The 12,795-nt window shown below is 30.7% G+C and carries 14 protein-coding genes; 11 read left to right on the top strand and 3 right to left on the bottom strand.

The window, feature by feature from the left end; all coding sequences use genetic code 11:
- Positions 1 to 51: 51 nt before the first annotated feature.
- A complete protein-coding gene (gene pepF / locus AB1282_RS17370) occupies positions 52 to 1,863 on the bottom strand; it encodes an oligoendopeptidase F (RefSeq protein WP_429899649.1) in 1,812 nt (603 codons plus the stop codon).
- Positions 1,864 to 2,082: 219 nt separating this feature from the next.
- Here pepF and AB1282_RS17375 point away from each other — a divergent pair, with 219 nt between their 5' ends.
- From AB1282_RS17375 to AB1282_RS17390, 4 genes are all read left to right on the top strand, one after another.
- Complete coding sequence (locus AB1282_RS17375; protein ID WP_056473223.1) at positions 2,083 to 2,604, top strand: hypothetical protein; 522 nt, start codon at positions 2,083 to 2,085, stop codon at positions 2,602 to 2,604.
- A 34-nt stretch (positions 2,605 to 2,638) separates the two neighbouring features.
- On the top strand, positions 2,639 to 3,517 hold the full coding sequence (locus AB1282_RS17380; protein WP_056473220.1) for an ABC transporter permease subunit: 879 nt from the start codon (positions 2,639 to 2,641) through the stop codon (positions 3,515 to 3,517).
- Positions 3,514 to 4,569, top strand: a complete 1,056-nt coding sequence (locus tag AB1282_RS17385; RefSeq protein ID WP_056473217.1) for a hypothetical protein — start codon at positions 3,514 to 3,516, stop codon at positions 4,567 to 4,569. Before AB1282_RS17380 ends, AB1282_RS17385 begins: the two co-directional genes overlap by 4 nt.
- Before the next feature lie 247 nt (positions 4,570 to 4,816).
- Complete coding sequence (locus AB1282_RS17390) at positions 4,817 to 5,335, top strand: hypothetical protein (protein WP_056473216.1); 519 nt, start codon at positions 4,817 to 4,819, stop codon at positions 5,333 to 5,335.
- A gap of 175 nt (positions 5,336 to 5,510) precedes the next feature.
- Here AB1282_RS17390 and AB1282_RS17395 read toward each other — a convergent pair whose 3' ends face one another.
- Complete coding sequence (locus AB1282_RS17395) at positions 5,511 to 5,975, bottom strand: NUDIX hydrolase (protein WP_429899650.1); 465 nt, start codon at positions 5,973 to 5,975, stop codon at positions 5,511 to 5,513.
- A gap of 226 nt (positions 5,976 to 6,201) precedes the next feature.
- On the opposite strand from AB1282_RS17395, the gene AB1282_RS17400 reads away from it, so the two are divergent.
- Together AB1282_RS17400 and AB1282_RS17405 are read left to right on the top strand one after the other, a co-directional pair.
- Complete coding sequence (locus AB1282_RS17400) at positions 6,202 to 6,642, top strand: NUDIX hydrolase (protein ID WP_056473210.1); 441 nt, start codon at positions 6,202 to 6,204, stop codon at positions 6,640 to 6,642.
- Positions 6,643 to 6,845: 203 nt separating this feature from the next.
- On the top strand, positions 6,846 to 7,349 hold the full coding sequence (locus AB1282_RS17405) for a CcdC protein domain-containing protein (protein ID WP_429899651.1): 504 nt from the start codon (positions 6,846 to 6,848) through the stop codon (positions 7,347 to 7,349).
- Positions 7,350 to 7,414: 65 nt separating this feature from the next.
- On the opposite strand, the gene AB1282_RS17410 is transcribed toward AB1282_RS17405, so the two are convergent.
- Positions 7,415 to 8,182 carry a HipA family kinase gene (locus tag AB1282_RS17410; RefSeq protein WP_056473204.1) on the bottom strand — a complete coding sequence of 256 codons (768 nt, stop codon included), beginning with the start codon at positions 8,180 to 8,182 and terminating at the stop codon, positions 7,415 to 7,417.
- Positions 8,183 to 8,402: 220 nt separating this feature from the next.
- Here AB1282_RS17410 and AB1282_RS17415 point away from each other — a divergent pair, with 220 nt between their 5' ends.
- From AB1282_RS17415 to AB1282_RS17435, 5 genes are all read left to right on the top strand, one after another.
- Complete coding sequence (locus AB1282_RS17415; RefSeq protein WP_056473202.1) at positions 8,403 to 8,888, top strand: AraC family transcriptional regulator; 486 nt, start codon at positions 8,403 to 8,405, stop codon at positions 8,886 to 8,888.
- Positions 8,889 to 9,312: 424 nt separating this feature from the next.
- Positions 9,313 to 9,996, top strand: a complete 684-nt coding sequence (locus AB1282_RS17420) for a hypothetical protein (protein WP_056473200.1) — start codon at positions 9,313 to 9,315, stop codon at positions 9,994 to 9,996.
- A gap of 230 nt (positions 9,997 to 10,226) precedes the next feature.
- Positions 10,227 to 10,601, top strand: a complete 375-nt coding sequence (locus AB1282_RS17425) for a DnaJ family domain-containing protein (RefSeq protein WP_056473198.1) — start codon at positions 10,227 to 10,229, stop codon at positions 10,599 to 10,601.
- A 170-nt stretch (positions 10,602 to 10,771) separates the two neighbouring features.
- Positions 10,772 to 11,623: an AraC family transcriptional regulator gene (locus AB1282_RS17430; RefSeq protein WP_056473196.1), complete on the top strand. Its 852-nt coding sequence runs from the start codon at positions 10,772 to 10,774 to the stop codon at positions 11,621 to 11,623.
- An 86-nt stretch (positions 11,624 to 11,709) separates the two neighbouring features.
- On the top strand, positions 11,710 to 12,786 hold the full coding sequence (locus AB1282_RS17435; protein ID WP_429899652.1) for a Gfo/Idh/MocA family protein: 1,077 nt from the start codon (positions 11,710 to 11,712) through the stop codon (positions 12,784 to 12,786).
- The last annotated feature ends 9 nt before the right edge of the window (positions 12,787 to 12,795 follow it).

Consider the following 12,795-nt stretch of genomic DNA (forward strand, 5'->3'; position numbering starts at 1 on the left):
AAAACACCTAAATTATTTATATTAAAATAATTTAGGTGTTTTTTGATTTTTTTAGAAAAGTGACTCTAATTCTGTCACTAATGAACCAACATACTCAACAGCTTCTTTAATCGGTGCACTTGTTGTTAGATCAACACCAGCCATTTTTAAAAGTTCAACAGGTTTTTTCGATCCACCTGTTTTTAATACTTCAATCCAAGCATCAATAACAGGTTTGCCTTCTGATTCAATTCTTCTTGAAATAGCAGTTGATGCAGTCAATCCAGCAGAATAAGTATATGGATATAGTCCCATATAATAATGAGGCTGGCGCATCCATGTTAAACTTGCACCTTCATCGATTTCAACAGAATCGCCCCAAAATTCTTTCAGAACATTACCTTTAACTTCACAGAATGTTGACGCAGTAAGTGGTGTACCTTTTTCAGCTAGTTCATAAACTCTTCTTTGGAACTCACCTTCAAGTAAATGAGTTACAAAGTTATGATAATAAGTACCTAGTAATTGAAGGATGACCCAACGCTTCATCTGAGGATCATTCGTTTGTTTTAATAAATATTGGCCTAATAACATCTCGTTAAATGTCGAAGGTGCTTCAACGAAATACATAGAAGGACGAGTATTTACAACACGTTGATATTTGTTTGCATAATAGAAATGACCAGCATGTCCAAGCTCATGAGTAAGTACAAATGCATTTCTCATCGTATCCTGCCAGCTAATTAAAATGTATGGATGCACTCCATATGGACTAGAACAAAATGCACCTGTTGATTTTCCAACATTATCGGAATAATCAATCCAGCGCTCATCAAACGCTTTTTCCATAATCGAAATATAGTCAGGTCCCATAATCTCAAGTGATTTTAAGATTGTTTCTTTTGCTTCTTCATAAGTAGTACTTGGGTTGAAATCAGGATCTAGTGGTGCTTTTAAATCATAGAAATGAATCGTTTCAAGTCCAAGTTGTTTTTTCTTTAAGTTAGCTAGTCTACGCATATGTGGAGCTAGTTCCTTAAAGATGATATTTAATTGATTATGATACATTTCTAAAGATACTTTGTGGTCTTCAAGTAACATTTGCGTAACTGAATCATAATTTCGTAATTTACTTAAAGCGACTTCCTTTTTTACTTGAGTAGCATAGATTGAAGCATATGTATTTTTGTATTGGGTAAGAGTTTTAGTAAAAGATTCATATGCTTGTTTACGAACTGTATGATTCGGAGAGAATTCATATAAGTTTTCAAACATGGCAAACGAGTTTTCTAATTCTTTTCCATTTTCATCTTCAAAGGAATCGAATTCTAGATCAGCGGCCTTACTAGTTTGGTAAATTCGATATGGGGCAGAGGTAACTTCACCAAGTGCAGCTAAAGCCTCTTCAGTTTCAGGGAGTAATCTATGTTTTTTAGATGCAATAATTTCTTCTAATAATAATTTAAAAACCTCAATTTCATTTTCTTCCTTAATAAAGGCCTCTAACATTTCATTATTTAAATGTAAAAGCTCTGACTGAATAAACGTTAAAGTAGTATTTGCTTTTGTACTTAAGCTTGAAAATTGTAAACTATCAGATTGATTTTGAGAATCTGAACCATCTCCAGACTGAAGTAAGCTTACATATGTACCACAACGAATTAATTGAAGCATAATAGATTCATAAGTTAATAATGCCTTTTTTAAAGATTCAGCAGATTTTAGGACAGAACCTTTCAACGATTTTGCCTTTATTAAATCATTTTCAATTAGTTCTAAAGCAACTAGCCACTCTGCACGAGTTGGATATAAGTCCTCTAATTTCCATGTCATTTCTGTTGGAACCTCAGCACGAGTTAAACGTTTTACTAACATTTTTTCCATCAAATTGCCTCCTTTAGTAGTAGTTGGTACGAGTCTATTATACTGTATAAAAACATTTTAATGGTGGAATTATTCGATAAAATTGAAAATTATAACAATTTTACTGCACAAGCCGTCATTATTTTGATAAAATTAATTGAATTTGGTTAAAAATTTTAACTTTTAGAAATAATTTTGGAAATAAATTTTATTACCTAGAAAGGAGTTTTTTAAGAACGAATGAAAAAACTTAAAATGATCTGTTTACTAACTTTGGCAACTGTTGCACTATCAGCATGTACAATTAAAAAACCTCCACAAAATTTAGCTATTAAACCACAAGGTACTTATGATTTAAAAAATGTTGGGATTAAAGTGGAATCATCACTTCCTAAAAATGCTAAATTTAATCTTCTGTTTAAAGATGATGATACAAAAAAAGTAATCTACGAAACTACTATTAAAACAGATGAAAATGGTACTGCAAATAAGAAAATTTTATTAGATACAAAAAATAAAAACTTAACCGGTTTATTATTTTTTAGGCCTGAAGAGCAACCAAAAAACATTCAAGACAAATTTGGCAAATATGGTGAAAACATTCGCTCCACTACAGAAGGTTATAGAGTTGGGAAAAAGAATAACCAAAAATATATGTATATTAAACAGTTTGGGACATTTTGGAAAATCGGTAAATTAAGTGATGGCGGTTTTCTAGTATTTGGTAAAGATAAGATAAAGCAAGAAAAGGAGGGGGAATAATACACAATTAGATGAACAAGATTGTGTATAAAACATGATACAAACAAGTAGAACTATATCAAAATATCTTCTTCAGTTTTGTTTAACTATATTTGGAATTGGTTTAATTACGGCTACTTCTTTTACGTTATTTTTACCAAAAGGAGAGCGACTAGCAGAGTTTTGGAATCAGATACAAATCTTTTTTTGGAGTTTTTTTTACTTCGATAATTTAGAAGTTTACTTAAAAGAATATCAATATGTTCCTTTTTCTTCTGTATTTTTAGAGCCATATGTTTATTCTTTTACGATCCTTTTTTCAGCGTTTTTGCTTTCAATTTTCGTCGCATTATTTATTGCTTATATAGTAAATTTAGGTCCAAAATCATTTAGAAAAATAATGAATAGCATCCTATTTTTCCTACAATCTATACCAGACGTCGTAATGATTTGCGCATTTCAAATTTTCTTTTTTTGGATTTTTAATAAAACAGGCGTTAAAATTGTGGATCCAATAAGTGGCTTTGAATCGAAAGCTTACGCATTACCGATTATCCTTGTTTCGATTATTCCTACGATTCAACTTTTCCAGATGTTATTTCTAGCAATACAGGAAGAAAGAATTAGAGACTATGTAGAATACGCAAAAGCAAAGGGACTTTCTAATTCTTGGATTATTATCCGTCATATATTTCGTAATGTAACGATTACTTTATTAAGTAATAGTAAGCTAATATTTTGGATGATGATTTCAAATCTATTAATAGTAGAAAAGTTCTTTAATATGAAGGGCTATTTTTCATTTCTATTTAATAACAGCAGATCACCTGAAATCTTTTTTATGGCGCTAGTTTTACTATTTATCCCATTCTTTTTGCTAGAAATTATATTTAAACAAATTGTTATTAGAATGAAAGGGGGACAAGCTGTATGATAAAAGCTAAAAAGTATTCACCAATCATAATAGGTAGCTTTATCATACTTGGCTTAATCACCTTTAGTTTTATTTATACTTACTTTATAAAGGATTCGATAAAACCAGCCCCTGCTTTGTTATACAATGCAGAAGGTAAATTAGTAGACACATATGGTTATCCTCCAAGTTGGAAATATCTTTTTGGTGTCGACCGATTTGGAAGAGATGTATTTTGGATGGTAATTGATGGTGCTAAATACACTTTATCCATTGCCATCGTTGTAGGACTAATGAGAGTCATATTTGGCGGTTTATTAGGCACATTTTTTGGATTCATGAATCAAAAATTATTAAAAATGATTGAACCAATTTTGAATGCATTTCGATTTGTGCCAGCTGTTATCATTATATTTCCATTTTTTGAGAGATTAAATGACGTTCCAGAAGCAGCTAAAGAAAAAACGATTGCAATTCAAATATCATTACTAATCATTATTTCGATACCTGTATTGATGAATTCAATCGGTGAAGAGGTTAGAGATTTTTTGAAAAATGATTTCATTACTAGCTCTAAAGTCATAGGTGCACGAAATGGCTGGATCCGTCGAAAACATGTAATACCATATTTACGAAGCCGTATTCTTTTATTATTTGTACAACAAACTATTCAAACTTTATTTTTACTAACCCAATTAGGCGTTTTTAAACTTTTTATTGGTGGTGTAAAAGTACTTTACTTAGATCTTGGGGTCGATCGACCGATGTCACAAGCTAATGAATGGTCTGCAATGATTGGTGCAAATTATATCGAGTTATCTATTGATTCATGGGTAATCATTGGACCAAGTATAGCTTTTATTGTTTCGATATTTGCTTTTAATCTAATTAAATTGGGCATTGAGCGTTTAATGGAAAACCAAACTGGTCTTCAAAAGAAACAACCTATGAAAAATGAAGGTTTATACCATGGATTAAATGATTTTGATTTTGTGAATAAGGAAAAGTTATATGAAGTTAGCAGGATCGTAGAAGACGAACCTAAAACGAGTGGACAGCTAGTAACTAGATAATAATGTAATAGAAAACCTTTGTTCTAAATAGTGAATAAAGGTTTTTGTTTTTGAATATAGAGGTAACCTCAAAATTCGCATAGAAGTATAATAAAAATTATACAAAAAGATGGAGCAGAGACATTGAACATTAATTTAGTGGAAAAAGACGAAATTCCCCCAAATTACAGGAGGGGATCTTGAATGTATAATTACTTTTGTGGAGTTACTAACAAATCAACTATTTACATAACAGGAGTCTAATTTTATGAAAAAAATAATTCCAGTTTTACTACTAATATTAGTCATATTTACTGGTTGTAATTCTGATACGATTTATACACCTCTTTATAATGGGAAAAAATTAATTGTTGGTGTGATCGGTAATTTTCCGAAAGTAAGAGAAGAGAATTTGAAATTCAAACATATTAATTTGGATAAAATTGAAGAAAGTAAAAATCTTTCGTCGGAATTTGATGCCGTATTGATAAAGAAGGAGCATCTTTCTGAAGCTGCCAATCATAAATATCTGGCTATATATCAACATTCTGGTCTTCCATTTTTCTTTATAGATTCAAAAAAATCATTTGTATTAATTATTAATGGTCAAATATCCTACAAAGATGCACCTGATATGGTTGAACAATCCTATGCTGAGGGTATTTTAGATGAAAATCATTTCTGTGGATATGGACTATACAATGACAAAGTAAACGATGGTAACATTAAGGATGTATACACACAAATTTTTAAGACAATTGAGTCTGGCAAATGCTTCAACGATTAATAAATATAATTTTTGAGTTTGTAGGAGTTTTACTGAAATAGCTGCAGTGAAAGATAATGTTAAGTGAATTATGCATTTAGCAGTATATGAAAAGAGTGAAAAAACCAAATCCTAATTGTTCTGATTCTTTCACTTTTTTTGAATTTCTTATTCCATATAATGGCTGTTAAGTTAATTATTTAATGATTGGATGTCTTTTATCTTCTGCCCAATCATTTATAAATGGTTTTTGGCGTGGATTTAAGTTAGCAGGAAGGTCTGTCTTACTAAAAAAACGATGTTCTCTGCTTTCAATATCCTTTTGTTTTAATTCTCCTGTATATTGTTTAGATCTAAAAATTATTTGAACACTGAATGCTTTATCTCCATTAGGGTACTGAACAAAACATTTTTCACCTGAGTAAATACCAAACAACTCTAATCTCGTTACAGTAAGTCCCGTTTCTTCAAGGGATTCCCTTTTTGCTGCCTCTTCAAAAGTTTCTCCAATTTCCATAATGCCACCTGGAATGCACCAATTGTCTTCATCTGTTCTGTGTTGCAATAATATTTGTTCATTATCCTCAATAATGATCCCACAACCTACAGTGAAAAGGGTTTCGTTACCAATATATTTCCTCATATTTTTAATATAATCCATTTGAAAATCTCCTTCATCGTACTAATCCTTCAAAATTCGACAGAAGGGATAAATTATCCTTCTTTTTTAACTGACTGTCTATTGAACGGAATAATTGATATTTTCATCCATAGAGATCTTTTACTTTAAAAAGTTGTGTTTAGTTTAGCAAGAAAGGACTCTCTAAGTATTAATAGAATATATAAAAAGTATTATTTAAGTGTTTAAAGTAGAAAGGGGTATTCTTATGTTATCTAAGGACAAAAATACAGAAAATATTTTTTTGCCACCTAAACATATTATTTCAGCTGCGACAATTGTAATTAATGAGCAAAATGAGATTTTATTAATTAAAGGTCCGCTTAGAGGTTGGGAAATGCCAGGTGGGCAAGTTGAAGAGGGCGAATCATTAAAAGAAGCTGCAATTAGGGAAACAAAAGAGGAAAGTGGGATTAATATTGAAGTTTTGAAATTTTGTGGAGTATTTCAAAATGTTAGTGCTTCGATTTGTAACACTTTGTTTTTAGCTAAACCAATTGGGGGAAAGTTGACAACTTCATCAGAAAGTTTAGAAGTGGGATATTTTCCAATTGAGAAAGCTTTAACGATGGTAACTTGGAAAAACTTCAAGCAGAGAATTGAATATTGTTTGAATGAAAACATGCATCCCTTTTATATAGAGTTTTAATATTCAACTAACAAATTTTCGATATTTTAGCATACATAAAATATGACAATATCATTTTCAAAAATAAATCTTTCTCCTAATATTTGAATTTCCAAAAGCATTTCTCAATTTCGTTTTCACTTCTTATCTCTTTATCTGGGGAATATACATTAAGATGTTTAATGTTTTTCAACTCTTAAAATATTATAATTTCGGGGGAATATATGAACGCTTCTTCTTTTTACATGATTGTTATTGTGGTTGCTGCTTTGGTATTATGGCTAAGAACGAGAGCTATGTATCACCCTATTAAAGGAAGAGGAGTTCGCCTTCTTCTCCCAATGCTATATTTGCTGATCCCTAGTATTCCTATTGTTTTGAATCCGAAGGCTCAAGCAACTAGCTGGGAATGGATTTGTGCACTTCTCTTTGGATTTATTTTATCTATTCCACTTATTTGGACGACTAACTATGAACTTCGATCCGATCAACAAATCTACGCTACAAAGAACAGAAGTTTCATCATCGTCTTTGTTATAATTTTTATTATCCGATTCCTACTTCGCGATTATTTAAAGTGGCTCGGCAATGAGACTGAGGCAGCACTTTTTATGACTGTCGCAATCGGATATATTTGCCCTTGGAGAATTGTTTCATTTCTCAAGTTTCGGCGAATATATAATAAAAGAAACTATAATAATAAAGAATCCCTTCAGAAAAATATCTGAAGGGTATTTTCGTTTCTAAAATAGATTCACACCATTACGAAAAATACATCTGACTCCGACGTACCTTAGTTTAAATATTTTTTTACAAATGTATAAACTGAATCAGCAAATGTTTTTTTGCGCTCTTTCAAATAGTTAAAAAGTGCTACTTTGTCTTCGTATGAAACATTCCAGTCTTCTGGGATATCCTGAATTACTTCATCAATTGAGGCTTCTGATAATGCTAGGATTTTTTCAATATAAGACGTTATGATGTTTAAGTCATTTAACATGTCTACCGTCCAAATATGAACGATTGAATCCTTTTTAAACTTTTTGGATTTTTGAAGAGTTTCTGCATTCCATTTGTAACCTCCTGGAAAACATTTTCCATGATCAATCATATGAATGTCATACCGTTCATCTGGGACTCGTTTTAAAAGTATATTGCTTTTAGTGCGATCTGCATCATGCACCCAATAATCGAAAACGAGAATTCCAGCTAAAACATGGGGATTATTAACTTCATGTATTGCAGGGCGCGGAGGTTTTTTCGCAAGGCCAGTACAGTTATCAATAAAAAGGCTAGCAAACTGTTTGCCTGGTTGGTATTGAGAAGAAAATTTTTTGGGTATTTGCTGAATTTGCTTTTCAGACATATTTACAATTTCAAATGGTACAACAGGCAAATTCAACAGTTGACCCAATCTAGCGACAACGTATTCGTTTACAAGTTCCCTTGTTCCATGGAAATTATTTTTACATTTAACTGCATAATGATTACCATCACTAAACAAAAATAAATGTGCAGCATTTCCTGGCAGCGTTTCTATATAACTTATCGGTACAATCATTGTTATAACTCATCCTCCTTATTAGGTAGAACATATTACTCTATTCTATATAAGTAGAAGGTTATTGGACAAAAGAATTAATGAACTAGAAGAATTTGTTGCTTTTCACTAATATCATATTCGGTCGATTTATATGCTCTGAATTTAATTTTTGTAAGAAAAGGACTTTGAATAAAGGATAGAGAATAAAGGACTTGATTACTACTTAGGAGTTGAGAAAATGAAAATTTTAATTAAAGAACTACCTGAATATGAGGTTGCGTTTTTCAGGCGCGTTGGTTCATACATTGAAGAAAATGAGGAACATTGGGATAAGCTATTAAATTGGGCAATAAATAATGGACTTTTTCCACCTCAGCAATCTTTCATAGGAATTTCTTTAGATAATCCAAATCTAGTAGAAAGTCATAATTGTCGTCATGATGCATGTGTAACCATACCTGATAATTTTAATAAAGAGAAACATGAAAATATGCAATTTAGAAAATTAGATGGTGGGCAGTACGCTTTGTATCAATATTACGATTCTCCTAATATGTTAAATAGTGGTTATAAATTTATGTATGAAGAATGGTTACCAAATAGTGAGTTTGAACCTGATTACGACCGCTTTAACTTAGAATTTAGTATGAATAATCCTGCAGAAGACCCAGAGGGAAAAGCTAAAGTTCATTTATTTGTGCCGGTTAAAAATCGTACACTTTAACTTACTTGTTACTTTAATAAATGTTATAAAGTATAGTAAATAATTAAAATGATTATCTACTAACCTAAACATCTTCTTTCAAAATGATGTAAGTATTGTTATTTCTTGGTAATAATAATATAATTAAACAGAATTTAAATTAAAATTATATCCTTTGTGAAAGGGTGTTAGACTATGAATTTCACTATTTATTTTGGAAATCATGAAGATAAAGAAGTACATACAATGGATTGTTATGTAGACATTGAGGAAGAAACTGTTTCTTAAGCTACCGATCTTAATAAGAATTATTTCAAGGATGCGAAAAATTTTCGTATCCTTTTTTCATTTTTGAGATTTACATTTTAAAATATATTGTGTATGATTAAAATATAAAAAGCGAACTAATGTTCTATATATAGATTTTAGAAGGAAAGGAACTTGCATGATGAAAAGAAATGGAGCCACTAAAAGGAATTCAAAAACACCTATTATATCCAATACAGGTTTTATCGGAGCAAGTTTCATTGATATGGAAGAATTGCAAGAAAATCAATATTATTTCACAAGGAAGCAACCTTTAATTATACATGAAGTATTAAATGGTCTATTACAAGCTGCATCTGCATTATTTCAGAAACAAAATATTCCAGCATATATCGCATGTGAATATTTACGTGAAGAAAAGAAAATAGGCTTAATTTTATCAAAAAAGCCATTCGAAAAAGAAGAAGGAATTCGTTATTTTATAGAATATCTTCGTGAGATTGGTCACTTAAATAATGAAAAAACAATAAGGGCTGAAATTTCAAATACAGGATTTATTGGCGTCATTTTTGTGGATTTATCCTATATTACAAGGTTTACATTCGAAACTGAAATGAAGTTACTTTCTGCTTTCGCTATTAATTTCATGGAACCCTTAAAAGAAATTTATCATCAAAATAAAATTCATTTATATATGTCAGGTGTTGAACTTCAAAAAGAAGATAAGTTAGGGTTTGTACTTTCTAAGAATCCTTATGATGAGCGAAAAGAAGCGAACTTGTATTTTAAGGAATATTTGAGAGAAAGAGGCTTGTTAAAAAATTATAAAGAGAATGTGTTTATTCAAAGACATCGAGCATAGATTTTTTCATTAAATCTAATATAACGATGAATTTTGGTTTAAAAAATACATATTAAATCCAAGAGGAACTAGATTAATCAGTTTCTCTTTTTGTTTATTCAAAAAAAGTTCATTATTTGTACAAAGTTAGAAACTAACTTAAAGCATTCGTTTGCATAATTTATAGAAAGGAAATAGTTAAAAAGTAACGAATACTAAATATAAGACTTACCAAAAAGGTGGCTAAAACGATGACGAATAATGGAAAATATGTAGATTGGTTAAGTGAAATTGTAAAGCGTCATGAAAAAGAAGGTGGATTTGAAGATTTACCTGGATTAGGTAAACCATTACCTAAGGAGCTCTTAAAAGATGATCTATTAACAACTGTTGTTAAGAAGTCGGGTTATAAACCAGATTGGGTTATACAACAAAAGAAAATATTTAAGAAACTTGAAACGATTTTGATGAAAATCAATTCTGATGAAAATAGTAAAGAAATAGCTAAAATGATCACGGAAGTAAATGATGAAATTAAGAAATATAACTTAGGCTGTCCTTTTCCAATGCAAAGAAATTATGTTAATAAGGAAAACCTTGAGAATCAAATGATTTATTGGAAATAAGTTTGTGAAAAAATGAACGTTTTCATTATATTGATGTTTATACTTTTTTAGACGGTATAAGCATCTTTTTATTTTCCAGCTTAAAAATAGTAAATCTATGAAAAAATCTATAATTAATGTTAATGTAAAATAAATACATAGTAAGTATAGTTGTACAGGGGGAATTAGAAATGAGCGCCACTCTTGAAGTAAGGAGATTAGATCGAAATTTTCCATTTTGTTTATTTTCAAATGATGGATTGACGTTAGTTGGTCATCATTGGCATAAACTCGTAGAAATCATTTATGTACAAAAAGGCACTTTAAAGATTGGTGTAAATGATGAATTACTTCATTTAGAAGAAGGAGAATTTTATATCATTAATAGTGGTGACATACATTATTTTTTATCTTCACCAAATAGTATGAGATTGGTCGTGCAATTTGATTTTACTATTTTCGAAGATGTACAGTTTTTGAAAAAAAATAATATGGAACTAATCGAATTGTTTAATTGTATTCAAAAATCTAGTGTTTATTGGATTAAAGAAGTTAAACAGAAGATGATTAGCTATTTAAAAGAACTTGAAAGTGAATTTATCGATAAAAAAGAAGGATACGAATTGGCAATTAGAGCTAGACTATATGATATGTTACTACTAATCTATCGAGATCTACCTCATACAGAAAATAATAAGCTTAACTATCCGAATAGGAAGGCTAGTCTTTTAAAATTAGAAAAAATATTTCATTATATAGAAGAGAATTATATGAATGATATTACATTAAATGATGTTGCGAATTATATCGGCTTTACGAATTCATATTTTGCAAAGTTTTTTAAAAAATACACTGGTTCAACATTTTGTCATTTTGTAAATCAATATAGAATAACGAAGGCTCAATGGTATCTATTTAATGAAGATTTACCAATTACAGAAATTGCTTATAATGTTGGTTTCATCAATGTGAAAACGTTTAATCGATTATTTAAAAACGAGGTTGGTTTATCCCCCACCCAATATAAAAAAGACAATATTTGAGAAGTTTTAGGCAAGGTGTAAGGAAGACTGAATTGGAATTTTTCTATAAACTGGGAATGTAAATAACATTTCCGGAGGTTATCATAATGAAATTAAAAGTAGGAATAATCGGTTGTGGCGGAATAGCTAATGGTAAACATATGCCAAGTTTAGCAGCATTAGATCATGTAGAAATGGTAGCTTTTTGTGACATTATTGAAGAACGCGCTTTTAAAGCTAAGGCACAATTTGGTGTTGAGGAAGCAAAGACATATACAGATTATAAGGAATTATTAGCTGATGAATCAATTGATGTAATTCACGTTTGTACACCAAATAAATCTCATTCATTTATTACGATTGATTCTTTGGAAGCAGGTAAACACGTTATGTGTGAGAAGCCTATGGCAAAAACTTCAGCTGAAGCAAAAGCAATGGTAGAAGCTTCTAAACGTACAGGAAAAAAATTAACGATCGGATATCAAAATCGTTTTCGAAACGATTCACAATATTTAAGCGAAGTTTGTAAAAATAATGAACTTGGTGAAATTTATTTTGCAAAAGCTCATGCGATTAGAAGAAGAGCGGTACCTACTTGGGGCGTATTTTTAAATGAAGAAGAGCAATGTGGCGGACCATTAATTGATATTGGTACTCATGCTTTGGATTTAACATTATGGCTAATGGATAATTATAAACCTAAATTTGTAGTTGGAAACGTTTACCACGAATTATCACATAAAGAAAAGGCTGCAAATGCTTTTGGACCATGGGATCCAAATGAATTTAAAGTGGAAGACTCTGCATTTGGTTTTATTACAATGGAAAATGGTGCAACCGTTATCCTAGAATCGAGCTGGGCTTTAAATACTCTTGAAATAGGAGAAGCTCAAACTACACTTTGTGGTACTGAAGGTGGAGCTGATATGAGAGATGGCCTCCGAATTAATGGGGAAGCATATGGGCGACTTTACGATAAAACAATTGATATTCAAACTGGTGGCGTAGCTTTTTATGAAAGTGCAACCGATTCCGCTGAAGTGTTAGAAGCGAGACAATGGATTGACAGTATTATTAATGATACAGAACCAACCGTTAAACCTGAGCAAGCATTAGTTGTAACTCAAATTTTAGAGGCAATCTATGAATCTTCAAAATCAAAGAAACCGGTATATTTTAACTAAAAAATATAG

It is taken from the genome of Gottfriedia sp. S16(2024) (assembly GCF_050473765.1).
Lineage (GTDB): Bacteria > Bacillota > Bacilli > Bacillales > Bacillaceae_G > Gottfriedia.

What these genes read in the sequence shown, in the direction of transcription:
- pepF (WP_429899649.1), bottom strand. Translation starts at nt 1,863, where the DNA reads ATGGAAAAAATGTTAGTAAAACGTTTAACTCGTGCTGAGGTTCCAACA.
- AB1282_RS17375 (WP_056473223.1), top strand. Translation starts at nt 2,083, where the DNA reads ATGAAAAAACTTAAAATGATCTGTTTACTAACTTTGGCAACTGTTGCA.
- AB1282_RS17380 (WP_056473220.1), top strand. Translation starts at nt 2,639, where the DNA reads ATGATACAAACAAGTAGAACTATATCAAAATATCTTCTTCAGTTTTGT.
- AB1282_RS17385 (WP_056473217.1), top strand. Translation starts at nt 3,514, where the DNA reads ATGATAAAAGCTAAAAAGTATTCACCAATCATAATAGGTAGCTTTATC.
- AB1282_RS17390 (WP_056473216.1), top strand. Translation starts at nt 4,817, where the DNA reads ATGAAAAAAATAATTCCAGTTTTACTACTAATATTAGTCATATTTACT.
- AB1282_RS17395 (WP_429899650.1), bottom strand. Translation starts at nt 5,975, where the DNA reads ATGGATTATATTAAAAATATGAGGAAATATATTGGTAACGAAACCCTT.
- AB1282_RS17400 (WP_056473210.1), top strand. Translation starts at nt 6,202, where the DNA reads ATGTTATCTAAGGACAAAAATACAGAAAATATTTTTTTGCCACCTAAA.
- AB1282_RS17405 (WP_429899651.1), top strand. Translation starts at nt 6,846, where the DNA reads ATGAACGCTTCTTCTTTTTACATGATTGTTATTGTGGTTGCTGCTTTG.
- AB1282_RS17410 (WP_056473204.1), bottom strand. Translation starts at nt 8,182, where the DNA reads ATGATTGTACCGATAAGTTATATAGAAACGCTGCCAGGAAATGCTGCA.
- AB1282_RS17415 (WP_056473202.1), top strand. Translation starts at nt 8,403, where the DNA reads ATGAAAATTTTAATTAAAGAACTACCTGAATATGAGGTTGCGTTTTTC.
- AB1282_RS17420 (WP_056473200.1), top strand. Translation starts at nt 9,313, where the DNA reads ATGATGAAAAGAAATGGAGCCACTAAAAGGAATTCAAAAACACCTATT.
- AB1282_RS17425 (WP_056473198.1), top strand. Translation starts at nt 10,227, where the DNA reads ATGACGAATAATGGAAAATATGTAGATTGGTTAAGTGAAATTGTAAAG.
- AB1282_RS17430 (WP_056473196.1), top strand. Translation starts at nt 10,772, where the DNA reads ATGAGCGCCACTCTTGAAGTAAGGAGATTAGATCGAAATTTTCCATTT.
- AB1282_RS17435 (WP_429899652.1), top strand. Translation starts at nt 11,710, where the DNA reads ATGAAATTAAAAGTAGGAATAATCGGTTGTGGCGGAATAGCTAATGGT.